This window comes from Bradyrhizobium sp. LTSPM299, assembly GCF_000938235.1.
Lineage (GTDB): Bacteria > Pseudomonadota > Alphaproteobacteria > Rhizobiales > Xanthobacteraceae > Bradyrhizobium.
The window spans coordinates 159,329-186,000 of record NZ_JYMU01000058.1 but is presented as its reverse complement, the minus strand read 5'-3'; the positions used below and the strand labels follow the sequence as shown (position 1 = coordinate 186,000).

Sequence of the window (26,672 nt, the reverse complement as noted above, 5' to 3'; positions counted from 1 at the left end):
CCTGACGTTCGGCGGACGCCAGCCAAACATCGAAGGTGACACGCCATTGTCCGACCCTCGCGACTTCCACACGCCGCAATCGTCCTACACAAAAGACGATCTGCTCAAATCGAGCACCGGCGGCTATTTCGGCCCGGGCAATGCACAGCTGCCGGCGCCGCCGATGCTGATGATGGACCGCATCACCGAGATCAGCCTGGACGGCGGTGAATTCGGCAAGGGCCATGTCATCGCTGAGCTGGATATCACGCCGGACCTCTGGTTCTTCGGCTGTCACTTTGTCGGCGACCCGGTGATGCCGGGATGTCTTGGTCTGGACGCGATGTGGCAGATCATCGGCTATTGGCTTGGCTGGTCGGGCTCACCGGGCAAGGGCCGCGCCGTCGGAGTCGGCGAGGTCAAGTTCCGCGGAGACATCAAGCCGGACATCAAGCGCGTGCGTTACGAGGTCAGCATGCGCCAAGTCAGGCGCGGCAAACTGGCGGTTGCAATTGCCAACGGCCGTGTCTTTGCCGATGACACCTGCGTCTATCTCGCCAAGGATATGAGGGTCGGACTGATCGTGTCCGCGGGCTGATCTACAGCCCTGTCTTGCCCCCAACACGTGCGCAGCACGTCTTGATCGCGCTGGCATCGCTATATCGTCCAGAACCTGTTGGCGCCGTTCGGCGACAAACGATGCGTCGATCGCCTCCCGTGGCGGCTCAGGGAGAAAGATCAATGCCGGACAAAATCGTACTCGCCTCCGTGCTCTGCAGCGCCTTGATCCTGGGCTTGCTGGGAGCGTCGGTGCGCGCGCAGACGCCGTCAAGCTGCAAGGAGCCGCAGGAGGGGACGACGCGTGCGCCGATGTTTTCACCGCCACTCGCCAATGTGGTGACGGGCACCGGACGGCTGCAGTTCTATTCGGCACCAAACCTGCACTGCCCGATCGGCGGGGTGTTCGTCATTCCGAAGGATCAGCTCGTCGCCTACGCGCAGACCGATGATGGCTGGTCGTCCGTCACGTATTTAAATCCCAAAACGGGGAATGACGTCTCGGGCTGGGTGAGGTCGGCAAGGCTCAAGGTAACCGGAACCGTCGGCCCCCGGCAGTAAGCTTGCTGCGGTCGCCGGGCCAGCGGCCCGGTCTGAGGATCGATGCATGTCGTAGCCGGTTTGACCTCGTCATTCCCTGATGTATCGTGCATAGGCCAAGCCATGAAATTTGCAGCCGTGAATTTTGGGTGGTCCTATGGAGTGGTCGACAAAAGCGATTGAGACGGACCGGCCCTTCGGAAGTTGGGCCGAGGACCTGGCCGACGCTTTCGTTCAGCTCGAGCCGCGGAAAATCGCCGAACAACCTTTCCAAGGGACGATTTCGCGAACCGACGTCGCCTCGATCCAGATTTCCCGCGTCGAAGCGACAAAGCACGTGGTTCTCCGTTTGCGCTCGCACATCGCGCGAAGCATCGGCGATGTGTATTTTGTCAATCTCCAGCTCGATGGCGTTGGGCGTTACACCCAGCGCGGCCACGAGCAGATCTGCGGCCCCGGAGATCTCGCCATTGTCGACACGACGGAGCCGTTCGAAATCGCGAATGGCCGGAATTTCAGTCTGTTTTGCTTTGCGGTGCCACGACAGCTGTTGCCAGGTACCCTCGCGGAGCGGCCACGGTTGAGGCTCTCCGGGACCGAGGCCGGCCGCGCGCTATCCCGGACACTCGCGGGACATGCGGAGCTGTGTCTTCGTTCGGAGCCGAACTCGGGAATCTCTGCCTTCGGTGCGCAACATGTCGTTGACCTGATATCTCATGCGCCCGGCATTTTGGACGACAGGCCGCCGGAACAGGCCGGTCAGTCTGTCTTGCTGTCGATGATGCTTGACTACGTCGATCGTCACGTAGCGGACGCCGAGCTGGGTGCGGCCACGCTCGCGCTGAAATTCAATTGCTCGCAGCGCTATGTGCACAAGCTGTTTTCTGCCACGGGTCGCTCGGTCGGAGAGCACATCAACGGGCAGCGGATCCTTGTGTGTACCCGCAATTTGCTGGATCAAGCGCATCGACGCGCGACCATTGCGGAAATCGCGTTCAATGCCGGTTTTCGCGATATTTCGCATTTCAACAAGCTGTTCAAGCGCAGCAACGGCCTGGCGCCCCGAGAGTTTCGACGCGTCATGGGAAAGCCGGCCGACGGTACACAGTAGACCAAGAAATCGGTTCACTCCCGCCCAAGACTTTGCCGAACCGGCAAGCTAATCCTCTGTTGGATGCGGCGACACGCCGCTGAAGACGAGGACGCTTCACCAGTGATTGATTTCACGCTCACGGCGCAGCAGCGCGATAACCAGCTCGCATCCCGCAAATTTGCGAGAGAGGTGCTGAGCGAGGCCAAAGCGGCCGAGTTATTGCCGACGCCGGAGGCACGCTTTCTCGCGACCAAGCCGACCTACGAAGCGATGGTGGCGGCCGGCTATTTGCGCAAATGTATCCCGGCGCCGGCCGGTGGCGACAATGCCGGCCTGATCGATATGGCGCTTCTCGCTGAAGAATTCTACAGCGTGAACCCCAGCGTGACGCTCACGATGCTCGGGACGGTGCTCGGCCTGTTGCCGATCCTGCTCGGCGGCACTCCGGATCAGTGCCAGCGGCTGCTGGCGCCGTTTCTCAAGACAAGCGGCGCGCCGCTGGCCGGCTTCTGCTCCAGCGAGCCAGGGGGTAGCGCCAATGCCGCCTCGCCTCCGCCCGGCGAGGGCGTCCGCACTACGGCCAGGCGAGAGGGCGACAATTGGGTGATCAACGGCCGCAAGAAATGGGTGTCGTCGGCCACCGGCTGGAACCGCGAAGGCGCCGATGTTCTCTGCGTTGTGTGCCGAACCGATCCGGCGGCGGCGCCTGATGCCGGGATTTCCATCATTGCGGTAGAGCGGCCGGTCACGGGTCTCGTCTTCGAACGCGCGATCGACACGATCGGTCATCGGGCGCATCTCGCGCCGCAATTCGGCTTGCAGAACGTCGCGACACCCCGCCACAATCTGCTGGGACAGGAGGGCGCAGGACTAGCGTTGGCGGCTGCGGCATTCACCGGCACCGCCGCACTCGTCGGTATCTTCGGCGTCGCATTGATGCGTGCCGCGTTCGACTTTGCGCTTCATTTCGCGCGTACGGAAAAGCGGGGTGGCGTTCACACGATCATTGAGCACCAGGCGGTCGGATACGCCTTGGCCGACGCCAAGACCACGATCGAAGCGGCGCGCTATCTCAGCTGGCGCGCCTGTCATGCGCTCGACACCCAGTCGCCGGCGGCCGAGGAGCTTGCAGTCCAGGCGAAGATTTTCGGCTCGGAGGCCGCGGTCCGCGTGATCACCGATCTGATGCGCGTCGTCGGCATCGACAGCTACGATCATGAAACGCCGTTCGGCGGTCTGCTGCAGGATGCGCTCGCGCTGCCGGTCTTCGACGGCGGCAATATGGGCGTCAGGCGTCGTCAACTGCACATGATGTTCAAGCGAAGCGATTATGATCCGCTCACTGCGAGCGGAGCGGCGTAGTGCGTCGGGCTGATGATGTTCCGGTGAGAGGGAAGATCGGTGGCCATTGATTTTCGATTGACCGCGCGTCAGCGCGAACTCCAGCTCCAATCCCGGAAGTTCGCAAGGGACGTGCTTTCGCCGGCTTTGGAGGCAGAGACGCTGCCCACCGCGGAGGAGCGGTTTGCCGCAACGAAGCCCGCTTACGAGGCATTGATTGCGGCCGGGTTTCTGCGGAAATGCATTCCGCTTTCCGCCGGGGGAGAGAGTGCTGGCCTGATCGACACTGCGATCGTGGTCGAGGAACTCTACTCAGTGAACGCCAGCGCGACATTGACGCTGATTGGAACCGTGCTTGGACTTTTACCGGTCTTGATCGGCGGTACGGAGCAGCAGCGGAACAGGCTGCTGCCTCGATTCCTCGAACAATCCGCAGCACCGTTGGCCGGGTTTTGCGCCACCGAACCGGGCGGCAGTGCCAATGCTGGATCACCCCCGCCGGGCGAGGGCGTTCGCACCACGGCCACGCTTCGGGGTGACCGATGGATCATCGATGGACGAAAGAGCTGGGTCTCGTCGGCCACCGGTTGGGATCGCAAGGGCGCAGACCTTCTATCGATCCTTTGCCGAACCGATTCTGATGCGCCTCCCGAACGGGGGATTTCGATCCTCGTCGTGGAGCGCCCGGCATCGGGCCTGGTCTTCGAACGTGCGATCGACGCGGTGGGGCACCGGGCACACCTCTTGCCCGAGTTCAATCTCAGGGCTGTCAGCGTCTCCAGAGACAATGTCCTGGGTAGTGTCGGCGGTGGTTTGGCCCTGACCGGTGCTTGCTTCACCGGGGCGGCCGCGCTGGTCGGAATTTTCGCCGTGGCGCTGATGCGCGCCGCGTTTGAGTTCACGCTGGGCTTCGCGCGCACCGAACGGCGCGGCGGCATTCATCCCATCATCGAGCATCAGGCCGTCGGATACGCGTTGGCGGACGCAAAGATCGCCATCGAAACCACCCGTTGCCTGTGTTGGCGGGCGTGCCAGGCGGTCGATGTGCAGTCGCCCGCTGCGCAGGAGCTGGCGATCGAAGCAAAGATCCATGGTTCGGAAACGGCCGTGCGGGTGCTGACGGATCTCATGCGCGTCGTCGGGATCGAGAGCTACGATCATGCCCTCCCGTTGGGACGCCTGCTGCAGGACGCGCTCGCGCTGCCTCTGTTTGGCGGAGGCAATATCGGCGTCCGACGCCGACAGCTCCACGCGATGCTGAAACACCCGGACTACGATCCGCTGACGGCCAGTTGCGAGGCGGAGGTGTGACGAAAGCGAAGCTTCCTCGAACAATGGGGTGAATCATGAGCGCAGAGCAGAAAGTAGCCATTGTAACCGGTGCATCTCAGGGGATCGGTGCAGGTATCCTCGGGGCATTCAGGGATCGCGGTTACAGGGTCGTCGCAACATCGCGGTCGATCAAGCCGTCCGCCGATAGCGGCGTCTTGACCGTACAAGGCGACATCGGTGCCGCTGATACGGCCGAGCGCGTGTTCAAGGCGGCCCTCGATCAATTCGGCCGTGTCGACACGCTGGTTAACAACGCCGGCATGTTCATGGCAAAGCCATTCACGCTCTATTCGCCGGACGACTACGCGCTCTACATGTCGACGAATGTGACGAGCTTCTTTCATATGACCCAGCGCGCATTGGACGTCATGAGCAAGCAAGGGAGCGGTCACGTCGTCACGATAACGACGAGTCTTGTCGACCAGCCGATGAGCAGTGTCCCGGCCGCACTTGCCTCTCTCACAAAAGGAGCGCTGAGCGCAGCAACGAAGGCGCTTGCGATCGAGTGTGCGAGGACCGGGATTCGCGTCAACGCCGTGTCGCCGGGAATCATCAAGACGCCGATGCATCCGAAAGAGGCCCATCAAGCGTTGGCGGCGCTCCATCCCATGGGGCGGATGGGGGAGGTGTCCGACATTGTGGACGCGGTGTTCTATCTCGATGGCGCGGAGTTTGTCACAGGTGAGATTCTCCACGTCGATGGCGGGCAGGCTGCCGGCCACCACCAGATGTAGGAGATGGAGCGTTTTCGAGCGAAGCGTGACCTGCCCTATTCGCCGCGGATATCGCTCGGTGCCTTGTTGGTCCAGCGGTGGAGCGCACGCCTGAAGTTTGCGGCATCGCTGAAGCCGAGGGCCAGTGCGATATCTTCGTTAGCGAGCGTCGTGTGGCGGAGATATTTCAGGGCAATCTGGGTCCGCAGCTCGTCGCGCAGGCCGCGGAAGGAAAAGCCCTGCTGACGAAGCTGGCGCCGCAGCGACCGGCCATTCACGCCGAGCAGCTTGGCGATGGCCTCAAAGCTCGGCGGGTTTGCGATGTCGCGAAGCAGGACCGCGCGAATCTTGCCGGCAATCCCGATTCGCAGTTTCAGGTCTCCAAGCAAATCATCGCACAAGGCAACGATGGTCGGATATGTCGTCTTGTTGCCGAGATCTGCGATCCGATCCAGCCATTGCGACCTGAAGACGATCTGATTGACCCGTTGTTCGGACCGAACGGGACATCCGATCTGGTCCTGGGGAAGACCGAAGTCCGACGCTTGCGGATAGGCGAGCCTGATTTCGGAGGGCGTAAAGGTCGGCCCCATGATATCGCGCATCAGCGAGATGTGGATGCCGATCTGCATCTCGGTGACGAACCGGTAGAGTGCGGATTTGGCCATCGCGTGCAGATGGGGCTCGACGGTCCATCTCGCGTCAGCCTTGTCTTCGCTGAATTCGATCGTCGCCAGCGGAGCTGCGAGCGCGTGATAGCGCATCGCAAAATCCATCGCCTTGCGGAAATCCGGGCTGCACAGGATCGCATAGCCGTACATCCCGTAGGTCGAGACGTGGACCGACGCGCCGATCCGATAGGGCAGGTGAGGATCGGTCGACAGCCGGAGCGCGTTTTGACAGATGGTCATCAGTTGCGTCAGTGAAATCCGCGTCTGAGGCGAATGCACGTCCTGCTGCGGGATGTTCACGTCGCGCAGGATGGCATCGGCCGGGACGCCGTGACTGACCAGCATGTCGAAGACGGCACCAAGCTTGGTCGACTCATAGACCCTGTCGCCGGCGCCGACGGTCAGGATCTCATTGGGGGAGCTTGCAGGCTTCTTGAGACGCGTGGTTGGTTGCAACGTGAATCAGCCTTTCCTTCGACGCCTGACAATAGAGGCGGCAATGTTGCAGGCGAACCAGCTTCTCTACAGCGGCAGATTCCGGTTCGCCAGCGCCGCGCAACATAACCGGTTCGCGGCACAGCCCAAGGCAGATCGGTGGGGTTCGCCCTTGCTGCAGAGCAGCAGAGGGCGCCGCGGCAAAGAGCGCAGTTTTATTCAAGACCATCGCCGTCAGCGCGAGCAGTCTGACCGGTTCAGACCCGCTCGATGTCCGTTTCGGACCTTCACAAATCTCGGGCATCACGCGACGCTTCGGCCTAATGTGACGAGGTCGGGACCGTCGTGACAGGACGGCAGGCCAGACGATCCGCTCCTTAGAATTGCGGACGCTGCCACGCCGAGGAAACAAGTCGAGGGAGGCCGCGATGGTCGGAAGGCTGATTCAAACCACCAAATCCGCCTATCAATATCCGCTGATCTTCAAGCAACTCTGGCACACGCCGCGCGTGCAGGCGCCGGACCAGGAGGTGGTTTACCGCGACCTGAAGCGCTTCACTTATCGTCAAATCAGAGAGCGGATTGGTCGCCTCGCTTCGGCGTTGAGCAAGGCGGGGGTCGAGCCCGGCGACACCGTCGGCGTGCTCGAGTGGGACAGCAACCGGTTTCTCGAAGCCTTCTTCGCGATCCCGATGATGGGCGCCGTGCTGCAGACGGTGAATGTCCGCCTGTCGCCCGAACAGGTTGCTTACACGATCAATCACGCCGGTGCCTCGACGCTGCTCGTCAACGAGGAGTTCGTCGGATTGCTGGAGGGGCTGAAGGCGCAACTGCCGAAGGTAAAGCGGATGATCGTGATGGCGGACCGACCGGCGCCGCAGACCGGCAGCCTGTCCTTCATCGGTGAATATGAGAGCCTGCTGGCCGCAGCCTCGCCCGACTACGATTTTCCCGATTTCGACGAGAACACCCAAGCCACCACCTTCTACACGACCGGCACCACCGGGCTGCCCAAGGGCGTCTATTACAGCCACCGGCAACTCGTGCTGCACACAATCGCCGGGCTGGCGCTGTTCGGCATGGCCGGCTCGCAGGGCCGATTCTCGCGTGACGACGTCTACATGCCGATCACGCCGATGTTCCACGTCCATGCCTGGGGCTTCCCCTGGTCGGCGACGCTCGCCGGCGCCAAGCAGGTTTATCCCGGCCGCTACGAGCCGGCGATGCTGGTCAAGCTGATCAAGAGCGAAGGCGTCACCTTCACCCATGGCGTGCCGACCATCCTGCAGATGCTGCTCAACGCCGCGGCCGCGGCGAATGTCGATCTGAAGGGTCTCAAGATGGTGATCGGTGGCTCGGCGTTGCCGAAGGCGCTGGCCAAGCAGGCGCTCGCCGCCGGCATCGATATCTTCGCCGGTTACGGCATGTCGGAGACCGGGCCGCTTGCGGCGGTGTCCCATGTCCTGTCAAAGGACCTCAGCGGCGATCCCGATGGCGAGGTCGAATTCCGCACCAGGGCCGGCATGGCGGGGCCGCTGGTCGACCTGCGCATCGTCGACCCCGACATGAACGACGTGCCGCATGACGGCAAGTCCGCCGGCGAGATCGTGCTGCGCGCGCCCTGGCTCACCCAGGGTTACTTCAACAATCCGGAAGGCTCGGAGCAGCTCTGGACCGGCGGTTATCTGCACACCAGCGATATCGCGGTGGTGAGCCCGGGCGGCTATGTCCACATCACCGACCGGATCAAGGACGTGATCAAGACCGGCGGCGAATGGGTCTCGTCGCTGCAGATCGAGGACCTGATTACGCAATGCGCCGGCGTCGCCGAGGCCGCGGTGATCGGCGTCAAGGACGACAAATGGGGCGAGCGGCCGCTGGCGCTCGTGGTCAAGAAGCCGTCCGGCGCGGACGGCCTCAGCGACGATGCCATCAAGGACCATCTCAAACTGTTCGCCGACAAGGGCATCATTTCGAAATACGGAATCCCCGGGAAGATCCTGTTCATCGACAGCATCCCCAAGACCAGCGTCGGCAAGATCAACAAGAAGGAGCTGCGCGAGCGGTACGGCGACATGTGACGGTCCGAGCGCGGCCGAGAAAAAGATCGAGGAGGGAAACATGAGCAGCCTCACAATAGCCGGCCTGGGCGAACGCATTGGACAGGAGATCGGCGTTTCCGACTGGGTCACGATCGACCAGCAGCGCATCGACACCTTTGCGGCCTGCACCGGCGATCACCAATGGATCCATGTCGACGTTGAACGGGCCAAACGCGAGAGTCCGTTCCGGGCGCCGATCGCGCACGGTTACCTGACGCTGGCGATGGTGGCGCCGCTCGCGATGCAGGTCGGGATCATCCCGAGCGACGCCGCCGCCGGGTTGAATTACGGGATCGACAAGGTCCGCTTCCTGGCACCGGTGCCATCAGGCGCGCGCGTCAGGCTGCGCGTCGTGCTCGCCGGGATCGAGCCGAAGGATGCCGGGCAGATGGTCATGAAGACCCAGAACACGCTGGAAGTCGAGGGATCCGAGAAGCCCGCGCTGATCGCCGAAACACTGGCGCTTCTGATTCCCGCCAAGGGAGCATCCAAGAGGGCATGACGGCCATGAGCACAGACAATCGCACTCCCGAACCCGCGCAGGCTGACCTCTCCGAGGCCGCATCCCGCAACACGCTGGCGCTCAATCCGCTGGTCGGCATCCGCGGCCAGGATCTGGTCGACAGCGCCGGCATCCTGTTCAAGGCGGTCATGAACGAGCCCAAGGTCGCGACCGAGCAATGGTTGTCCTTCGTCGGCGAATTGGGCTCCATCGTCGCCGGCAAATCCGAGCGCACGCCGAAGGCGGGCGACAAGCGCTTCGCGGACCCGACCTGGAAGGAGAGTTCACTGCACTCTGGCCTGCTCAAGTCCTATCTGGCGTGGGGTGAGGCGGTCAGCGGCCTGGTCGACAAGACCAGCCTCAGCGACATCGACAAGGCGCGCGCGCACCTGGTCACGGACATCCTGATCGATGCCGTGGCGCCGACCAACACGATGCTTACCAACCCGGCGGCGGTCCGCAAGTTCATCGACAGCGGCGGACAAAGCATGTGGAGCGGCTTGAAGAACTATCTCGACGATCTCACGCACAATCGCGGCATGCCGTCGATGGTGGATAGCTCCGCCTTCAAGGTCGGCGAGAATATCGCGATTACTCCTGGCGCCGTCGTGTTCCGCAACGAGCTGCTCGAGCTGATCCAGTACACGCCGACGACGGCGACCGTGCGAAAGCGCCCGCTGCTGATCACGCCGCCGCAGATCAACAAATACTACTCGCTCGATTTGTCGCCGGACAAGAGCATGATCCGCTTTCTGCTGGAGAGCGGAATCCAGACCTATGCCATCAGCTGGCGCAACCCGACGGCGGCCCATCGCGACTGGGGACTGGACACCTACGTCGCGGCGGTCGACGAGGCGGTCGACGCGGCGCGCGAGATCTCCGGCAGCGAAGACATCTCGATGATGGGGGCCTGCTCCGGCGGCATCACCTCGACCGCCTATTTTGCGACGCTGGGTAGCGCCGCCGAGAAGAAGATCAAAAATCTCGTGCTGGCGGTCTGCCTGCTCGATCCCAACTCAGCGGAGGAAAGCACGCTCGGCTGCCTGATGACGCCCGAGACGATGCGCCTCGCCAAGGAGTCCTCGCGGCTGCGCGGCATCGTCGACGGCCACGATCTGGCGCGGATGTTTGCCTGGATGCGGCCCAATGACCTGATCTGGAACTACTGGGTCAACAATTACCTGCTCGGCAACCAGCCGCCGGCCTTCGACATCCTGTTCTGGAACGCCGATACGACCCGCCTCCCGGCGGCGCTGCATCGCGACTATCTCGATCTCTATTTCAGCAATCCGTTCGTGAACGCCGGCAAGCTGACGCTCAACGACAAGACCATCGACATGAGCAAGGTCAAGGCCGACAGCTACATCGTCGCAGGGGTCACCGACCACATCACGCCGTGGAAGGGCGTCTACAAGACGGCCCAGATCATGGGTGAGGGCACCACCTTCGTGCTGGCGAACAGCGGACATTTGCAGAGTCTGGTCAATCCGCCGACCAACACGAAGGCGTCGTTCATGATCGGGCCGATCACCACGGACACGCCGGACGCATTCATGGCTTCGGCCGAGAAGCGCAAGGGAAGCTGGTGGCTCGATTGGCGCGACTGGATGCATGCTCGCTCCGGCGATGAGGTGACCGCACCTGCCTCGCTCGGCAGCGCGAAACATTCGCCCCTTGGTGCGGCTCCCGGGACCTACGTCTTTGAGTGAAGATCTCGCCGGCGACGATAAGGCCGAGACGGTCGCGAAGCCAGGTGCGCTCGAGACCCGTCAGGTCACGATCGACGGCCAGTTGCTCGAGGTCGCGATCAGGCATGGCGGCGGCAGCGGGCCGCCGTTGCTGCTGTTCAACGGGATCGGCGCCAATTGGGAGCTGGCGAAGCCGTTCCTCGATGCACTCACCAGCACGACCGCCATCATCTTCGACGTGCCCGGCGTCGGTGGCTCGCCAAGGCCGATGCTGCCATATCGCCCGTCGACGCTGGCGCGGCTTGCCGCCGATCTGGTTGCGGAACTGGGCTACGCGCAGGTCGACGTCGCCGGTGTGTCGTGGGGCGGCGGAATCGCGCAGCAGTTCGCCCATCAATTTCCAAAGCGGTGCCGGCGGCTGGTGCTCGCCGCGACCGCGGCCGGTTTCACGATGGTGCCGGCAAGCCCGTCAGTTCTGTGGAAGATGGCGACGCCGCGCCGCTACACCGACAAGGACTATATGAACAAGGTCGCGGCGGACATCTATGGCGGGGCGTTTCGTGACGATCCGTCATTGATTGGCCGGCATGCTGCCGGGATGCATGGCACGCGCAACCTCGGTTATCTGTACCAGCTGCTTGCGATGGCCGGCTGGACCAGCCTGCCATGGCTGTGGTCGCTGCCGCAGCCGACGCTGGTGCTGATGGGCAGCGACGATCCGCTGGTGCCCCCGATCAACGGTCACATCCTGGCGGGTCTGATCCCGAACGCCGAACTCCAGATGATCGACGACGGGCACTTGTTCCTGGTGACGCGGCCCAAGGAAACGGCGGCCCTGATCGAGGCGTTTCTGGCCGACGAGAGCCGCGAGGTCGCGCCATCATCGCTGCTGTCGCGAACGACCAACAGCCTCAGAGATCTCGTTCCAATGTCCGGCGGCGGACGCAACAAATCCTAAGCACAGCAACCAGGGAGGAACTCATGACTGATAACGCCTCATACATCGATATGCTGCGGAAGTTCGGCACGGATCTCGGCCTGCCGAAGCTGAACGTGGACGAATTGCTGCAGACCCAGAGGAAGAACCTCGACGCCCTCGGCCAGAGCGCGAAGGTCGCCGCGCAAGGCGCGCAGTCGGTGGCGCAGAAGCAACGCGAAGTGCTCGAAGCTGGATTGCGCGAGGCCGCGACGCTGGCGCGCGAATACAAGCCGCTCAAGGTTCAGGAGAACCTCGCGCTGCAGACCGAGTTCGCGCGGAAGGTGTTCGATATCGCGGTGAAGGGTGCCCAGGACAGCGCGTCGACGGCGAGGCAGTCGACCACCGACGCGGTGAAGATCATCCAGGACCGCGTCAAGGAGAGCTTTGAGGAGTTCCGCAGTAGCGTCCGTCCGAACAAATCGGTCTGACATCGCTCCCGAGGGACGTCACGACGAGATTAAGTCTCGGCAGGATAGTCCGCCCTGCCGAGACCGCGACACATGAGAGCAAAACCTCGCCACGCTCAGGGAGGAAATCCATGACGAATCCGCAGGCGACACGGGCTGCAAAGCCGGACTATGCGCCGCCGCCGATCAACGGTGATTTCTACAGCATTGCAAATGTGCTGAACGAGCAGGAACGCGCGCTGGTGCGGCGCGTGCGGGAGTTCACGGAAGGCGTGGTCGCGCCCGTGATCGAGGACTATTGGGCGCGCGATGAATTTCCGTTCGCGATCATTCCTGACATGGCCGAGACCGGCATCGGCGGCGTTGGCTACCAGGGCTATGGCGCGGCGGGCGGCAGCTGGCTGCTGAACGGCTTCGTCGCGATGGAGCTGGCGCGGGTCGATTCCTCGGTCGCGACGTTCTGGGGTGTGCACACCGGGCTGTCGGCAGGCTCGATCTATCTGTGCGGCGACGAGGCGCAAAAGCAGCGCTGGCTGCCGGCGATGATGCGCTTCGAGAAGATCGGCTCTTTTGGCCTCACAGAACCGCTGGTCGGCTCCGCCACATCGGGCGGGATGCTGACGAGTTGCCGGCGCGAGGGCGATGTCTGGATCCTCAACGGCCAGAAGAAATGGATCGGCAACGCCACCTTCGCCGACATCAACGTGATTTGGGCGCGCGACGAAGGCTCGAACCAGGTCAAGGGCTTCGTCGTGGGCAAGGACAATCCGGGCTTTTCGGTCGAGAAGATCAAGACCAAGATGGCGCTGCGCGTGGTGCAGAACGGGTTGATCACGCTGAAGGACTGCCGGGTGCCCGAAGCGGACCGCCTGCAGAATGCCAACACGTTCAAGGACACCGCCAAGGTGCTGCGGATGACCCGCACCGGGGTGGCGTGGTTCGCCGTCGGCTGCCAGATGGGCGCCTATGAGCACGCGCTGCGCTACGCGACCGAGCGAAAGCAGTTCGGCAAGCCGATCGGCGGCTTCCAGCTCGTTCAAGATCTTTTGGTGCGGATGCTCGGCAACGTCACCTCGACCCAGGCGATGATGCTGCGGCTCGCGCAGCTGCAGGACGAGGGCGTGATGCTGGACGAGCACGCCTCGCTCGCGAAAGCGTTCTGCACCGTCAAGTGCCGCGAGACAGTCGGCTATGCGCGCGAGCTGCTCGGCGGCAATGGCATCCTGCTCGAGAACCATATCGGCCGGTTCGTCGCCGACGCCGAGGCGATCTATTCCTATGAGGGCACCCGGGAGATGAACACCCTGATCGTCGGCAAGTCGATCACGGGCCTGAGTGCCTTCGTCTGAAGAGGCTGCTCTACCGTTTCACCGCAGGTGGCAGGCCGCTTGCTTCGACATCTCGTTGCGACAGGAAGGCGATCGCCACCAGCGCAGCGGCAAAGCCCGAGCATGCGCCAACGCCAAGTGCCCAGCGCGGACCGAGATGGTCGGCGACCCAGCCGACGATCGGTGCGCCGATCGGCGTGCCGCCCAGCGCAACACCGAGCCGCAGCGCCATCACGCGTCCGCGCATTGCAGGCTCGGTCGAGAGCTGCATCAGCGCGTTCGAGGTGTTGGTGACGGTGAGCGCAGCGACGCCGATGACGACGAGCGCGGCCGCGAACAGCCAGTAGTTCGGCGCCAGCGCGGCCAGCGTGCAGCCCAGTCCGAAGATCGCAGCGCCCAGCATCAGCGAGCTGAACCGGGGCCGCTCGCGGCTTGCGGCCAGCAGTGCGCCCGACACCGTGCCGATCGCCATCATTGAGGACAGCAGGCCAAAGCCGCGCGCATCGGTGTGGAAGACGCCGACCGCCATGGTCGAGATGAAGATCGGAAAGTTCAGGCCGAAGGTCCCGATCAGGAACAGCATCACCAGGGTGGCTCTGAGGTCGGGGCGCGACCAGACATAGTGGAATCCCTGCGTGATGCCTCCCTTGGCGCGATGCGCGCGGGCATTCGGACGAAGCTCCGAGGTGCGCAGCAGCGACATCGAGGTCAGGACGGCCATGAACGACGCGCCGTTGAGCAGGAACGCCCAGCCGGTGCCGACGGAGGCGATGATGAGGCCGGCGATCGCGGGTCCGATCATGCGGGCGGCGTTGAACGTGGTCGAGTTCAGCGCGATCGCGTTCGACAGATCCGCCTCATCAACCAGTTCGGCGACGAATGTCTGGCGCACTGGAGCATCGAGCGCCGCGCTGCAACCGAACAGGAAGGCGAATACATAGACGTGCCAGAGCTGCACCAGCCCGGTGACGGTGAGGATGCCGAGGATGAGGGCGAGCGCGCCCATGGTCGCTTGCGTGGCCATCAGCAGTTTGCGCTGGTTGAAATGATCGGCGGCATAGCCGGACCACGGCATCAGCAGCAGCTGGGGTCCGAACTGCAGCGCCATCACGATGCCGACGGCGGACGCACTGTGGTTGGTGAGCTGGGTCAGAACGAGCCAGTCCTGGGCGGCGCGCTGCATCCAGGTCCCGATGTTGGAGACCAGCGCGCCTGCGGCCCAGACCCGGTAGTTGAAGCTCCGCAGCGATCGAAACACCCGTCTCATGATCGCGTTGGCTCATTGCCGCCGTGAAACCGCCCGAAGTGCCGTGCCGCGAAAAGACCCATCAAAAGTCCGCCGAGACCGAGTGCGGCAACGTGGCTTGTCGTCCGCAGGCCGAAGTCGCCGACGCGGCAGACCAAGAGATATCCGACGAGCAGATTGAAGAAGCCCCACAGGATGTTGACGGTCGACGAGGACAGTCCTTCGCCTCGCGGCTTTGCGAACGGGCTCTGGAACGGTTCGCCCATCATGCCGGCGACGACATGGGGAATCGCGTTGGTGAGAAAGGCGCCTCCGAAGAAATAGGCGACGAGATCAAGCATGGGCGTGCGTCCTTTCAAGGAGATCGATAATTGATTGCGTCGCGCCGGTTTCGCCGAGCCGCGGGAAAACGTTGGCAATGCTGTAGTCGTGCGCCTCCGGCCGCGCGTCGGTCATGGCATCGATGGCAAGCGTGACGTTGAAGCCCGCCTCATAGGCCTGGCGAGCCGTCGATTCGACGCCGGTGCCCGTGGCGACGCCGGTGACCACCACTTGCGTGACCCCGCGCGCTTTCAGCTGTTTCTCAAGATCGGTGTTCGCAAAGGCGCCCCACGTCCGTTTGGTCACGACGATGTCGTCGGGTTGCCGATCAAGCTCTGGGATGAGGTCGGTCCATCCGTCGGGAAACGGTCCGCCAGGGCGCGGCCGCTCGGTTCGTCCCGGCGCGGTGCCATCGACATTGACCAGCACGACCGGCAGGCGGTGTCGTCGAAACGCCGCCGCGAGGGCGCAGGAGCGCGTCACGACATCGGTGACGGGATGAATGAGGGGCAGGCCGACGATGCCGCTTTGCAGATCGACAATAATGAGCGCGGTGATCGGATCGAGCGTCGTGAGGGCCATGATGGTTTCCTTCTGCAGCCGGATGTTTTGCGCGATGGAGGCGATGAGGCCTGCATCAATCGTCGATCAGCCGCTTCAAAAGCTCGACAGCGGCGGCGAGCTCGTCCTGCTCTCGTGGCGACAGCCGCGCGGTGATGGTGCGGGTCAGCCAATCCTGCCGCGCGGCGCGGCCGACCCGGATCCAGTCGCGGCAAGTGTCCGTCAATGACATGATGGTTTGCCGGCCGTCTTCGGGATCGGGTTTGCCGCTGACGAGCCCTGCGGCTTCGAGCGCTGATATTGCCGAACTCATCGACTGCGGGCGCATCCCTTCTGATCGCGCCAGGCTGGACACGGTCGCAGGGCCAGCCTTTTCGAGGCGGAGCAGGACCGAGACCTGCGACGGCGTCAGGTCGCCATGATCGCCCTGCTCGCGAAGCCGGCGCTTCAGCTTTCCGATCAGCAAACGCAGGTCTTCGGCCAACGCGGATGTGCGCGCCGGCCGGGGACGGTCAGGTGAATTGCTCATGCCGGAGTAGATAACATATATGAAGGTAATCTGTAAAGATTATCTTTGCAGTTTAGCTGCTGAGCGAGTCGGCCACCCGCGCGTCGCTGGCGCCCGGCGACGGATCGCTTTCAGGCCGGACCAAAGTTGGGTGACTGAACGTGATGGAGGCGCCCGCCGGCCGCCAGGAGCGCGAAGCCTGCGCGCTACCAGATGACCACAGCGCAGATCACCGCAAGCGGCACCACGGCAAGGCCGATCGGAACCCAGTTGCGCATGTCGGCGGGATTCCGCGAATATCTGAAGATCTGGAAGGCCACGACGATGCAGACGGTGGCGCCGAGGATGATGCGGAACAAATCGGCAGGCGTGTCATATGCCGTCCACAGGCTTTCATTCTGCGGCGTGGCCACGCGGGCCGTTACCACCACCACGACGATCAGAAACAGCGTCCGTAGAACGAGACCGAGGAACCGCATATGCGTGTCATCCATCACTCTCTTCGAGTCAAGATATAGCACGGCTCTGACGATAAAGTAAGCATCTGCACAGCTTTGTGCAGTGCGATGCACGATGCCGCGATTGCGCGAGGCATGGCCAGTCTCGCTGGACGTGACGCGACGACCCGACCGCCCCGGCGACGATCATGACCAATCCGATTGCCGGGCTCGCCAATGTCCCGTGCGGGAGTTGGCGCCTCTATTCTAGGGCATGAGTTGGGAAAGCGTGCGGCCGTCCTGCCCGCTCGTTCCACCGTTCGTTGGATCGGCATGGACTTCGCGCGCCCGCTGTGTGGCCGTCGCGTAACGAGCCGTCGCGCTGATGTTGATCAGGCCTGCGCGCGCCAGCCCGAGGACGGCTCGCCGTGAATGAAACGGTCCCAACTTGCTCGCGGCATATCCACGCGGATAGAGCTGCAGACGGCCGGTGAGCGCGGCGTAGAGTGCCGCCTTCTGCGTCCCGCTCAGGCGAAAGCGCTTCACAGGCTTTGCCGCGTCGGCCAAAATGGGCGGCGCCGTGCGCGACAATTTTCGTGGCGCGACCCTCATCCGTCAGCTCACTCCGGTCGATTGGCGCGGCCTCATCGGCGCGGCCCGGCTGGCATCGGCACGTGGCACTTTCACAGCCCGCACGATTTCGCTCGCCAATGAAATCAGAACCGCATTTCCGGCGGCAGCGGCACCTGACGAAAGTCAGGATCGATCATGACGAAAGTCATATTCGTTTGCGGCCGCCATGGGCTTACGCCAGAGTGGGGCGCTCGCTTCGAGCTTATTTGGGCAACGAATGATCGACCTGAGCGCGGATTTGATTCCGGCCGCAGAGGCAGATGTCATCGGTCTCGCCGTCATCGGCGCCGACAGAGCGATGGTGCGGAAAATCGGGCGCCTGGTCGAATGGCTGCCCGCGATCGGCGCCGATTGTTGCGAGTGTGTATTGCTGGTCGGAATGGAGGCCGAATTTAAAGCCCTCACTGATGGACAACGGGACATGATCGCGCTCGCGGGCGTGCGTGGCGCATCGCCGGGGTTGACGCAACCGGTGACTGCTGTCGTGCTCTGGAATAGCGAGCGGTCGCACTACTTCGTCATCGCGATGCCGGATTTCGCGGCGCGTCAGGTCGAAACGCTGCTCGGAAGCGAACGCCGTGCCCGGCGCCTGATGGAGCAGCAGCTCGAGGCGGCGAGCGCCGAGGTGCGCTTTGCCTCGCTGGCGCGCACCAGGCTTCGGCTGGCGCGTGACCTGCACGATACGCTGGTTCATTCGATCGTGGCGCTGCTGACCCAGATCCGGCTGATCCGGCACTATCTGTCGACCGATCCGACGCGTCTCGCGGACAGCCTCGCGACCGCGGAAGATGCGGCGGCAAGTGGTCTGGTGCGGGCACGCGATGCCATTGCCCGTCTGCGGATGCCCGACGATCTCAAGATCGACCCGGATGTCGAAGGATTGCTGACCGACTTTGCCGAACGCAGCGGCATTGACGTCTCGACCGAGATCGACGAGCGGTCGCGCGACGGATTGCGTGATTGCGCACTGACGGTTCAACGCGTGCTCAGCGAGGCGCTGCGTAACGTCCAGACCCACGCCAGGGCACGGCGTGTCTGGTTTCGTGCCTTCGAGGCGCCGGCGGCGGTCGGCCGCAAACTTGTCGTCGAAATCCGCGATGATGGCTGCGGCTTCGATCCGGCCGTGCCCGCGCCCGGACATTTCGGATTGATTGGAATGACTGAATTTGCTGAACTTGTCGGGGGAGACTGCTCGGTTGAGAGCGCGCCGGGGCAGGGGACGCTGGTCCGGATCTCGCTACCGGTGGCGGTGCCGCCAGCCGCGCTGTCGGGCGTGTTGGCCGATTGAGCCCGCCGGCCGTCCGGGGACGACTGGTATTCGAGAGGATGATGGAGCCCGTGAGCAATATCGAGAAGGTGCGGGTGCTGATCGCCGAGGATCAGGCGCTGATCAGGGAAGGTATCGCCACACTCCTCGCTCAGCAGAACGACGACTTCGAGATTCTCCCAGGCGCCGCCGATGGCGAGCAGGCGATCGAATTCGCACGGCGATACCGGCCGGACGTCATCCTGATGGACCTGCAGATGCCGCGCGTCGACGGCATTGCGGCAACCCAGCGGATACTGCGCGAACTGCCGCGGACCCATGTCGTCGTGCTGACGACGTTCGAGACCAACGACCTGATCTTCGAAGCCGTCAGCGCGGGCGCCAAGGCGTATCTCCTGAAGGACGCTCGGATAGACGAGATCGCGACGACGATTCGCGCGGTGATGAACGGCCAGTCGGGGCTCTCACCCGGGGTGGCCGCACGCATTCTCGACGAGTTCAAGCGGCTGCGCGGCCCGCGCGCATCGGCCAAGCTGCCGGTGCGCGACGGCTTGACGGCCCGGGAGAATGAAATTCTCACGCTGATCGTCGAGGGCAAGAGCAACACCGAGATCGGCGAGCAGCTGCATTTGGCTGAGGGGACCGTGAAGAACTATGTCAGCGCGATCCTGGAGAAGTGTCAGGTCAAGAACCGCACGGAACTCGCAATAAAGGCAATCACTTACTGAAATAATTTGGCGATACCCTCGCTGGGCCGGCACAACCTGCCGCTGATTGCTCGCCTTTTGTTGTGCCGCGCTGCTGAAATTCGCTATAGGATTGTTCCAGATTTGTTTTTCGGCACGCAACGGGTTTGCGTAGCTTCGGATATTAGCAGGGAACGACCATGAAGGGCACCGAGCGCCAGGCCAAGGGCACGGATGGACTGGCAAACACCGTAGCTGCAAATACCGTCGCTGCAGGTAACGGAGCGGATGGAGCGGTGCATGGCGCTGCGACAATCGATCAGGTCCGCGACCTCTTGTTCGGCGGCGCGCAGCGCTCGATCGAAAGCAACCTGACGGGCCTGCGCGAGGAGATGCTTGCGTCCCTCAAGCAGATGCAGGCGGACTTTGCCAACGAACTCGCAGCCGTTCAGGCGAGGGTCTCGGACCTCGAGCGCGACACCGAGCAGAAGCGGCTTGAGTCGCTGAAGGATATCGGTGCGGCCATCTCGCAGCTCGGCGCGGCCGTCAGCGGATTGGGATCTGGCCGTTCGGGCAAATAGCATGGCAGCCGCTGCCGGCCAGAATCGCGAGATCGAGCAGCTCAGGACATTACTGTTTCAGCCCGAGGCGGTTCGGCTGGAGTCGCTCGAAACCGACCTCGCGTCGCTGCAGCATTATGTCGGCAACGCCGATCGCCTGGAGACGGCGACCGCTGATATCCTGGTCGCGGCGCTGGAGCGGGCCGAGGTCAATCGTCCGCGTGAACTCGCCAACGCCATCGCGCCCACCGTGGTCTCGGCGATCAGGAGCGAGATCAGGAATTCGCGCGAGCTGATGGTCGAGGCGCTCTATCCGATCGTCGGCCGGCTGGTCAGCGCCGCGGTGGCAAATTCCTTCAGGGAAACGCTGGCGTCGCTCGAGCAGCGCATCAACGCGCTGACATCCGCCCAATTGTGGGTGGGGCGCATCAAGTCGCTGGTCACGGGCCGCCCGATCAGCGAGTTCGTGCTGACGGACAATCCGCCGCGGGTGAACCGGCTCCTGATCATCGAGCGCGGCAACGGCCGTCTGGTCGCGGACTGGAAGCGCGACGAAACCCCCGATGAGCGCGCCGACCTGCTCAGCGCGATGGTTGCGGCGATCCTGGAATTTTCCGTTCAGGCGCTCGCCGGCGAAGGCAATCTGCAAACGCTCGATTTCGGCGGACGCGAGATCGCGCTTCGCGCCTCGCCCCGCTTCATCCTCGCGGCGCAATGCCTCGGCTCGCTGCGCCCCGGCGACAATGCCAGGATCAATTCGCTGTTCTTTGATGCGATCGAGAGCATCGACCGCGGCGCGACCTGCGATCGCGCGATGCTTGCGGCATTGGCGACGTCGATCGAAGTCGATGATGCCCCTTGCAAAGCCACGAGCCGGCGCGGCAAGGTTATTCTGTTCGGTCTGCTGACGCTCGCCGTGGCGGCGCTGGTCTGGTTCGCCTGGATGTCGGTGACGAGGGGCCTGCTGGAGCGACGGACGCAAGCTGCGCTGGAGCAGTTCGCCGCGAAGCAGCCGCTGCTGGCTTCGTTTCCGCTTCGGCTCGATTTCGATCACGGCAACCGAAGCGTCGCGGTATCAGGCATCGAGCCGAGCCAGCTGGAGACCGCACCGCTGATCGATGCGCTTGGCTCAGCCGCATCGCCGTACCGGATTGTCAACCGGATCGGCGTCGTGTCCGGACCCGAGCAGTTGGCTGCATCGCAAGCATCCGTCGCAGCCGTGCAGCAGTCGCTCGCGCGCCTGCAGGCGAGCCTCGACCAGATGCGCGACGCGATGTCAGAGCAATCGAAGTCGGGTGACCGGCAATATGCCGGGCTGAACGGGCAATATGACAAGCTCGGCGAGCAGTACGCCAAACTGGGCGAGCAATATGCCGCCCTGCAGTCCGTCGTCGACAGCCCGGCCGCGCGGCTCGACCGATTCATCGCCTCGACGGCGGTGTTCTTCACCAACAACTCCGATGAATTCCTCGACAACGAACAGGCCGAGCAGCAGATTCGCGAACTTGCTGGATTGCTTGCCAACAACGATCTCAGGGTTCGAATCGTCGGATATGCCGACCAGAGCGGCACCGAGGGTACCAACAGGACGCTCGGGCGCAAGCGGGCGGAGCAGGTGACGCGGAGATTGACGGCGCTCGGGGTCGAGCCGGCACGGCTGATCCTGGTGTCGCGCGCGGCGACACTACCGATCACCGACAAGCTCGACACCACGATCGGCGGCAACCGCCGGGTGTCGTTCGAAAACGTCTATCGTTCCGAAGTGTCCCGCTGATGCTCACCGCGAAGGTCATGCTGCTCGGCGATATGGGGGTCGGCAAGACGTCGATCCTGTATCGCCTCGTCTACAACAAGTTCGAAGGGCAGTACAAATCGACGCTCGGTGTCGAAATTCTGAGCCATGACGTTGCGCCGAGCGACGACAGCGATCCGATGCGGCTTGTGCTGTGGGACACCGACGGCGATTTCGGCACGCAGATCTTCGACACCGTCTATGTCACCGGTGCGTCGGCCGCCATCATCGTATCAGACGTCACGCGGCCGCAAACGGTGACGCGCATGGTCGAGCTGGTCCATGGCTTCGAGGCCAGGTTCCCGGGCCGGCCGTACCGGGCGCTTCTGAACAAGATCGATCTTCCGCAAGCCGCGGGAAGTGCCGGCCAGATCGGCGAACTCGCCAAGTCGAATGTCAAGTCGGTGAGCGCAAAGACCGGCGCTGGCATCGCGGAAAGCTTTACCGAACTCGCCCAAATCATCCGCCGCCGGCAGTTTTAGGCGTTCGGCATCACGCGGCGAGATTGGTGTCAGCCGCCCCGACCTCTCGGGGCTGGCGAATCGCGTCGGAGCGGCTGACTTCACCACGCGTGGGGCGCGCGATGAACAGTTCTCGCCAGTCGGATAGCGTGACCTGTCCGGCCTCTGTGCCGGAGGGCCGCATTGGCGAGTTCATGCAAGCATGCATTCCGAGACGCATCGTCGACTCGCGACCACGCGCTTGCGACCAAATTGCACCACGCCGCCGAACCTTCCGGAAGTGACGAAGGTCATCTTCCGCCTGCATTGCGCCCTGCCTATCGTCTGGTCCATCGCCGGACCAGGAGCAGGTATCGGGCGAGAACAGGAGCGAAGATCATGAGCGTTTTTGGAAGCATCATGGGCGCAATCTTTGGCCACGGTTCGGTCCAGGCCAAGACGCCGCCGACGGCAACGACCACTGCGGGGACCGCTGGCGCGTCGCCGACTGCCTCCACACCTGCCGCAGCGCCCGGCGCGGCTCCGGCGCAAACCGTCGATGTCGCAGCGATCGTCGACAAGGCCGCTTCTGCCACGGGTGAACGGCTCGAGTGGCGGACCTCGATCGTCGACCTGATGAAGGCACTCGGGCTCGACAGCAGCCTTGCGGCTCGCAAGCAGCTTGCGCAGGAGCTGAACTACACCGGCGATACCAGCAACTCGGCCGCGATGAATGTCTGGCTGCACCAGCAGGTCATGGCCAAGCTCGCCGCCAACGGCGGAAAGCTGCCGAGCGATATCAAGGTCTAGGCGTCTCGACGAAATCGAAACGGAAGAGCAGGGCATGGCAAAGGCACGCAAGGGTCTCGACGGCCGTCATCGCGACAAGACCGGCAGGATTGAACGCAAGCACGGCAACACCAAGGTTGCCGCGCTGCGCAAGAAGTATGGCGAGAGTTTTGCCGAAGGGCGCCGCAAGGACATGATGCTCAAGACCTTGCTCAAGGAGACCGGGTCGAGCTCGCTGCACGATTACCTGCGGCATCACCACAAATAGACCGGGGGTGGCACCGCGCCGGCGCGGGTCGTGCTGCCTGCACAGGAGCGATAGCCATGACAGACAAGGTCAAGCTGCCCCGAAAACTCTCTCAGGAGCCCGGCGGGCCGGCATCGCTTCGGCCGAGCCACGAGCGGATCATCGAGGAACTGGACCGTTGGGCCAACAGTCCAGGTCTTCAGCCACCGAGCCTTCAACCTCCAAGCCTTCAACCGCCCACGACGGGTGACGCGAAAGAAGGTGAGGGCAGCGCGCGTTCGCACGTGTGACGAAGAGCAGGCGGCGACGGTGGTTCCCAAGGCCACCTGCCTTAGGCTACCTGCAGCGCCTGCGCGTAAGTCCGCCCTGAATTGGCGATGTGTGTCGTCATCAGGCTTTCGAAAGCTGCGAAATCACCGCATTCGAACAGATGCAGGAGCCGGCGATGCTCCTCGAACGAGGCGGGCGTCTGCACATCGATCGGCGATGTCAGATTGGTCCGCAGCGCGGCCACGCGGCCCGAGACGAGCTGGTAGGATTCGACAAGATAATGATTGCCGCAGGATGCGAACAGGACGTCGTGCATCGCGGTGTCCGCGCGCCCATAGGCGACGTTGTCCTTGGCGGCAAGCGCGCGCTTCATTCCGGCAATCGCCTGCTCCATCGCAGCGACGGCGCCGGCACAGTCATGACGATAGGCAAACTCGGCGGCTTTGGGCTCGATGATGATCCTGAAGGCGCAGAGTTCCGCGATGTCGGCTGCGCTCGGCGTGAAGACGAAGCTGCCGACCTGCGGCCGGATCACCACGAGGCCCTGCGCCTGCAACTGTCCCATCGCTTCGCGGACCGGCGTGCGGCTTACGCCGAAGAATTGCGCGACCATCTCCTCGGAAATCGCAGCGCCCAGCGCGAACTCGCCGTCGATGATGCCCTGGCGCAGCCGCAGCATCACCCGCTGCGCCAGCGATTTCGGCGTATCGAGTTTCAGCGATTTCATCCGCCCCTCCGGCAGCTCGTCAGATCACCTTGCCGGGGTTGAGCAGGCCCGCCGGATCGAGCGCAGCCTTCAGCGTGCGCATCAGCGTAATCTCGGCCTCGCTGCGCGCGTGACCCAGCCATTTCTTCTTGAGCGTGCCGATACCATGCTCGGCGGACACGCTGCCGCCCATCTCACGCACCAGGCCGTAGATGATCTCATCCATCTCTTCCTTCGGCTGGCGTTCGACGGCCAGGCCCGTCACCCAGGAGACGAGATGCAGATTGCCGTCGCCGATATGGCCGTAATAGACGCTTTCGCATCCCGCAATGCCTGTGGCGAGCGCAGCCTTGCAGCGCGTGACGAACTCGTCCATCCGCGCAACCGCCAGGCCAATGTCATAGGAGATATGGGGCCCGAGCACCTGGCCGAACTCCGAACAGATGTCGCGTACCGCCCAGAATTTCTGGGCCTGCGCGAGCGACTGCGCAACGGCCGCGTCCGCAAGCAGGCCGCGCTCCATCAATCCTTCGAGCCAGGCCTCGAAGCGCGGTGCGTCGAGGCTTTCGTCGGTGCCCTGCGCTTCCACCAGCACGTAGAGACCGTGACCGGGGGCAACCGGCGGCCGCACGCCGGCACGCGCGGTGATCACGTCCCAGTAGTCCGGCCACATTACCTCGAACGCCGACAACAGCGGGCCAAGGCCGCTGCGCGCGGCGTCGAGCAGGGCGACCACGGCGGCATAGTCGTTCAGCGCGCATAGCGCGGCCATGGTCGAACGCGGTTTCGGAAACAGCCGCAGCACCACGCGCGTAATGATGCCGAGCGTGCCTTCCGAGCCGATGAAAAGATGCTTCAGGTCGTAGCCGGCGTTGTTCTTCATCAGCTTGTTGAGGCTGGTCATCACGGTGCCGTCAGGCAGCACGACTTCGAGGCCGAGCACCAGCTCGCGCGTCATGCCGTAGCGGATCACGCGATTTCCGCCGGCGTTGGTCGACAGATTGCCGCCGATCGCGCAGGAGCCGCGCGATCCGAGGTCGAGCGGGAAGAAAAAGCCGGCTTCGTCGGCCGCCTTTTGAATCGTCTCCAATGGCGTACCGGCCTTCACCGTCATGGTGGCGGAGGCACGATCGATTTCCTCGATGCCGACCATGCGTTCCAGTGAAATCGCGACCCAGCCTGCTCCGGGCGCAGCGCCGCGGCAGAGCCCGGTCAAACCGCCCTGTGGCACGAAGGGCAGCCGGGCCTTGCGGCAGGCCGCGACCGCTTTCGAGACGCCGGCGGCATCGGTCGGACGGATCACCGCGAGTGGCGTTTGCGGCAGGCTCGCGCTCCAGTCGTTGCAATTGCGCGCGGGCACCTCGGCGCCAACGAGCACGGCTTGCGGGCCAAGGCTGTGGCGCAAGCCGGCGAGCAGGTCTTCGGGGCGTTCGGACGGAGTGATGGCGTTCATGGCAAACTTGTTGTGCGAGATGCGGTCATGCATTCCGGGATTGCACCGCCGCTCTCGTGTGAATTGCAGCGTTCTTGTATGTAAGGTACAAGATCAGGCACCAGATGAAAAGCGGCGAAGATCTTTCCGAGAAAACGTTATTTTTGACAATGCCTTAGCCCACCAACCGAGGAGCTGTCATGACGGAAGCAATTCGCGGATTCTGGGCGGCGGTTCCTACCCCGCTGACATCGGACGGGACCGTCAATTGCGCCAGTCTCGCAGGCCACGCGTCCCATCTCTTCACGCAAGGCATCGACGGGGTCGTGTTGTTCGGCACGACCGGCGAGGGCACCTCATTCAATGTCGCCGAGCGGATCGCCGCCATCGAGGCGCTGCTCAAGGCTGGCGTGCCGGCGTCGCGCCTCGGGCTTGGAGCCGGCTTTCCTGCGATCACGGACGCCGTCGCGCTGACGCGGTCGGCGCTGGCGCTTGGCTTGAATCACGTGCTGGTGCTGCCGCCCTATTTCGACCGCAGCGTCACGCCTGACGGAATCGAGGATGCCTTCTCCGGCGTCATCGATGGCGTGGCGGATGATCGCCTGCGGCTCACGCTCTATCATATCCCGCAGGTGTCCGGCGTCGGCATCCCTGCTGCGGTCGCCGCCAGCTTGCGCAAGCGTTACGGCAAGCTCGTTGCCGGCCTGAAGGATTCGAGCGGCGACTTCCGGCAGTTCCAGGCATTCCGCGCCGCCGCGCCCGAGCTTGCGATCACGATCGGCAACGAAGCCGACATCGCCCGTGCGCTTGCCGCCGGTGGTGCCGGCACGATCTGCGGCATGGCCAATATCGCGCCCGGCCTGGTCAAGGCCATGCTCAACGGATCAGGCGCGGAAGCGCGCATGCAGGCCGCGATCGATATTGTACTCAACACGCCGTCACTGGTTGCGGCGCTGAAGGCCATTCTCGCTGCACAGACCGGCGACGCCGGTTGGCTGCGGGTGCGTCCGCCATTGCGCCCGTCTTCTGACGGGACAGCACTCAAGGCGAAGCTGGAGCAATTGACCAGCCCGGCGCTCGCGTGAGCATCTAATTCGCGTGCCGGAATC

At 63.6% G+C, this 26,672-nt stretch carries 30 protein-coding genes; 21 read left to right on the top strand and 9 right to left on the bottom strand.

Going from position 1 to position 26,672, the window contains the following annotated elements; translation table 11 throughout:
* Positions 1–46: 46 nt before the first annotated feature.
* The 6 genes from fabA to UP10_RS29890 all read left to right on the top strand — a co-directional run bounded on the left by fabA (position 47) and on the right by UP10_RS29890 (position 5,577).
* Positions 47–577, top strand: coding sequence for a bifunctional 3-hydroxydecanoyl-ACP dehydratase/trans-2-decenoyl-ACP isomerase (fabA, locus tag UP10_RS29915; RefSeq protein WP_044590776.1), 531 nt, complete (start codon positions 47–49; stop codon positions 575–577).
* Between the two features lie 143 nt (positions 578–720).
* Positions 721–1,098 carry a hypothetical protein gene (locus UP10_RS29910; RefSeq protein ID WP_044590775.1) on the top strand — a complete coding sequence of 126 codons (378 nt, stop codon included), beginning with the start codon at positions 721–723 and terminating at the stop codon, positions 1,096–1,098.
* A gap of 136 nt (positions 1,099–1,234) precedes the next feature.
* Positions 1,235–2,188: an AraC-like ligand-binding domain-containing protein gene (locus UP10_RS29905; protein ID WP_044590774.1), complete on the top strand. Its 954-nt coding sequence runs from the start codon at positions 1,235–1,237 to the stop codon at positions 2,186–2,188.
* A gap of 102 nt (positions 2,189–2,290) precedes the next feature.
* Entirely contained in the window at positions 2,291–3,532 is a 1,242-nt protein-coding gene (locus UP10_RS29900; RefSeq protein WP_245321944.1) for an acyl-CoA dehydrogenase family protein, read from the top strand.
* Between the two features lie 39 nt (positions 3,533–3,571).
* Positions 3,572–4,822 (top strand): acyl-CoA dehydrogenase family protein, encoded by a 1,251-nt coding sequence (locus UP10_RS29895; RefSeq protein ID WP_044590772.1) that lies wholly within the window; start codon positions 3,572–3,574, stop codon positions 4,820–4,822.
* A gap of 35 nt (positions 4,823–4,857) precedes the next feature.
* On the top strand, positions 4,858–5,577 hold the full coding sequence (locus UP10_RS29890; protein WP_044590771.1) for an SDR family NAD(P)-dependent oxidoreductase: 720 nt from the start codon (positions 4,858–4,860) through the stop codon (positions 5,575–5,577).
* A gap of 35 nt (positions 5,578–5,612) precedes the next feature.
* On the opposite strand, the gene UP10_RS42245 is transcribed toward UP10_RS29890, so the two are convergent.
* The gene (locus UP10_RS42245) at positions 5,613–6,683 is read right to left on the bottom strand and encodes an AraC family transcriptional regulator (RefSeq protein ID WP_050043847.1); all 1,071 of its coding nucleotides are present in this window, start codon (positions 6,681–6,683) and stop codon (positions 5,613–5,615) included.
* A 407-nt stretch (positions 6,684–7,090) separates the two neighbouring features.
* On the opposite strand from UP10_RS42245, the gene UP10_RS29875 reads away from it, so the two are divergent.
* The 6 genes from UP10_RS29875 (at position 7,091) to UP10_RS29850 (ending at position 13,689) form a co-directional block, all read left to right on the top strand.
* The gene (locus UP10_RS29875; RefSeq protein ID WP_044590768.1) at positions 7,091–8,743 is read left to right on the top strand and encodes a fatty acid--CoA ligase; all 1,653 of its coding nucleotides are present in this window, start codon (positions 7,091–7,093) and stop codon (positions 8,741–8,743) included.
* A gap of 40 nt (positions 8,744–8,783) precedes the next feature.
* Positions 8,784–9,266 carry a MaoC family dehydratase gene (locus UP10_RS29870; protein ID WP_044590767.1) on the top strand — a complete coding sequence of 161 codons (483 nt, stop codon included), beginning with the start codon at positions 8,784–8,786 and terminating at the stop codon, positions 9,264–9,266.
* A 5-nt stretch (positions 9,267–9,271) separates the two neighbouring features.
* On the top strand, positions 9,272–10,975 hold the full coding sequence (locus tag UP10_RS29865) for an alpha/beta fold hydrolase (protein WP_050043853.1): 1,704 nt from the start codon (positions 9,272–9,274) through the stop codon (positions 10,973–10,975).
* On the top strand, positions 10,968–11,912 hold the full coding sequence (gene phaZ, locus UP10_RS29860; RefSeq protein ID WP_082077309.1) for a poly(3-hydroxyalkanoate) depolymerase: 945 nt from the start codon (positions 10,968–10,970) through the stop codon (positions 11,910–11,912). The genes UP10_RS29865 and phaZ overlap by 8 nt, the downstream gene beginning before the upstream one ends.
* Before the next feature lie 23 nt (positions 11,913–11,935).
* Positions 11,936–12,361: a phasin family protein gene (locus UP10_RS29855; RefSeq protein WP_044590765.1), complete on the top strand. Its 426-nt coding sequence runs from the start codon at positions 11,936–11,938 to the stop codon at positions 12,359–12,361.
* A 110-nt stretch (positions 12,362–12,471) separates the two neighbouring features.
* Positions 12,472–13,689: an acyl-CoA dehydrogenase family protein gene (locus UP10_RS29850; protein WP_044590764.1), complete on the top strand. Its 1,218-nt coding sequence runs from the start codon at positions 12,472–12,474 to the stop codon at positions 13,687–13,689.
* A gap of 10 nt (positions 13,690–13,699) precedes the next feature.
* Here the strand turns inward: UP10_RS29850 and UP10_RS29845 are convergent, their stop codons facing one another.
* The 6 genes from UP10_RS29845 to UP10_RS29820 form a co-directional block, all read right to left on the bottom strand.
* The gene (locus UP10_RS29845; RefSeq protein WP_044590763.1) at positions 13,700–14,935 is read right to left on the bottom strand and encodes an MFS transporter; all 1,236 of its coding nucleotides are present in this window, start codon (positions 14,933–14,935) and stop codon (positions 13,700–13,702) included.
* Positions 14,932–15,255, bottom strand: a complete 324-nt coding sequence (locus tag UP10_RS29840; protein WP_044590762.1) for a hypothetical protein — start codon at positions 15,253–15,255, stop codon at positions 14,932–14,934. The genes UP10_RS29845 and UP10_RS29840 overlap by 4 nt, the downstream gene beginning before the upstream one ends.
* On the bottom strand, positions 15,248–15,817 hold the full coding sequence (locus UP10_RS29835) for an isochorismatase family protein (RefSeq protein WP_044590761.1): 570 nt from the start codon (positions 15,815–15,817) through the stop codon (positions 15,248–15,250). Before UP10_RS29835 ends, UP10_RS29840 begins: the two co-directional genes overlap by 8 nt.
* Positions 15,818–15,872: 55 nt before the next feature.
* A complete protein-coding gene (locus tag UP10_RS29830; protein ID WP_044590760.1) occupies positions 15,873–16,325 on the bottom strand; it encodes a MarR family winged helix-turn-helix transcriptional regulator in 453 nt (150 codons plus the stop codon).
* Positions 16,326–16,510: 185 nt separating this feature from the next.
* A complete protein-coding gene (locus UP10_RS29825; protein ID WP_044590759.1) occupies positions 16,511–16,798 on the bottom strand; it encodes a hypothetical protein in 288 nt (95 codons plus the stop codon).
* Positions 16,799–17,008: 210 nt separating this feature from the next.
* Positions 17,009–17,308 (bottom strand): hypothetical protein, encoded by a 300-nt coding sequence (locus UP10_RS29820; RefSeq protein WP_050043845.1) that lies wholly within the window; start codon positions 17,306–17,308, stop codon positions 17,009–17,011.
* Position 17,309: 1 nt separating this feature from the next.
* Here UP10_RS29820 and UP10_RS42240 point away from each other — a divergent pair, with 1 nt between their 5' ends.
* From UP10_RS42240 to UP10_RS29785, 8 genes are all read left to right on the top strand, one after another.
* Positions 17,310–17,513 (top strand): hypothetical protein, encoded by a 204-nt coding sequence (locus UP10_RS42240; RefSeq protein WP_050043844.1) that lies wholly within the window; start codon positions 17,310–17,312, stop codon positions 17,511–17,513.
* Positions 17,514–17,591: 78 nt separating this feature from the next.
* A complete protein-coding gene (locus tag UP10_RS42235) occupies positions 17,592–18,662 on the top strand; it encodes a sensor histidine kinase (RefSeq protein WP_050043843.1) in 1,071 nt (356 codons plus the stop codon).
* A gap of 50 nt (positions 18,663–18,712) precedes the next feature.
* A complete protein-coding gene (locus UP10_RS29810; protein WP_050043852.1) occupies positions 18,713–19,369 on the top strand; it encodes a response regulator transcription factor in 657 nt (218 codons plus the stop codon).
* A 158-nt stretch (positions 19,370–19,527) separates the two neighbouring features.
* Positions 19,528–19,908: a hypothetical protein gene (locus tag UP10_RS29805; RefSeq protein ID WP_044590758.1), complete on the top strand. Its 381-nt coding sequence runs from the start codon at positions 19,528–19,530 to the stop codon at positions 19,906–19,908.
* Position 19,909: 1 nt separating this feature from the next.
* On the top strand, positions 19,910–21,661 hold the full coding sequence (locus tag UP10_RS29800; RefSeq protein WP_044590757.1) for an OmpA family protein: 1,752 nt from the start codon (positions 19,910–19,912) through the stop codon (positions 21,659–21,661).
* Positions 21,661–22,161, top strand: a complete 501-nt coding sequence (locus UP10_RS29795) for a Rab family GTPase (RefSeq protein ID WP_044590756.1) — start codon at positions 21,661–21,663, stop codon at positions 22,159–22,161. Before UP10_RS29800 ends, UP10_RS29795 begins: the two co-directional genes overlap by 1 nt.
* 357 nt (positions 22,162–22,518) lie before the next feature.
* Positions 22,519–22,929: a DUF3597 domain-containing protein gene (locus tag UP10_RS29790; protein ID WP_044590755.1), complete on the top strand. Its 411-nt coding sequence runs from the start codon at positions 22,519–22,521 to the stop codon at positions 22,927–22,929.
* A gap of 34 nt (positions 22,930–22,963) precedes the next feature.
* Positions 22,964–23,176: a hypothetical protein gene (locus tag UP10_RS29785; RefSeq protein WP_044590754.1), complete on the top strand. Its 213-nt coding sequence runs from the start codon at positions 22,964–22,966 to the stop codon at positions 23,174–23,176.
* Positions 23,177–23,486: 310 nt separating this feature from the next.
* On the opposite strand, the gene UP10_RS29780 is transcribed toward UP10_RS29785, so the two are convergent.
* Together UP10_RS29780 and UP10_RS29775 are read right to left on the bottom strand one after the other, a co-directional pair.
* Positions 23,487–24,152, bottom strand: coding sequence for a GntR family transcriptional regulator (locus tag UP10_RS29780; RefSeq protein ID WP_044590753.1), 666 nt, complete (start codon positions 24,150–24,152; stop codon positions 23,487–23,489).
* Positions 24,153–24,171: 19 nt separating this feature from the next.
* A complete protein-coding gene (locus UP10_RS29775; RefSeq protein ID WP_044590881.1) occupies positions 24,172–25,584 on the bottom strand; it encodes an FAD-binding oxidoreductase in 1,413 nt (470 codons plus the stop codon).
* A gap of 179 nt (positions 25,585–25,763) precedes the next feature.
* Here UP10_RS29775 and UP10_RS29770 point away from each other — a divergent pair, with 179 nt between their 5' ends.
* The gene (locus UP10_RS29770) at positions 25,764–26,648 is read left to right on the top strand and encodes a dihydrodipicolinate synthase family protein (RefSeq protein WP_044590752.1); all 885 of its coding nucleotides are present in this window, start codon (positions 25,764–25,766) and stop codon (positions 26,646–26,648) included.
* Positions 26,649–26,672 lie beyond the last annotated feature (24 nt).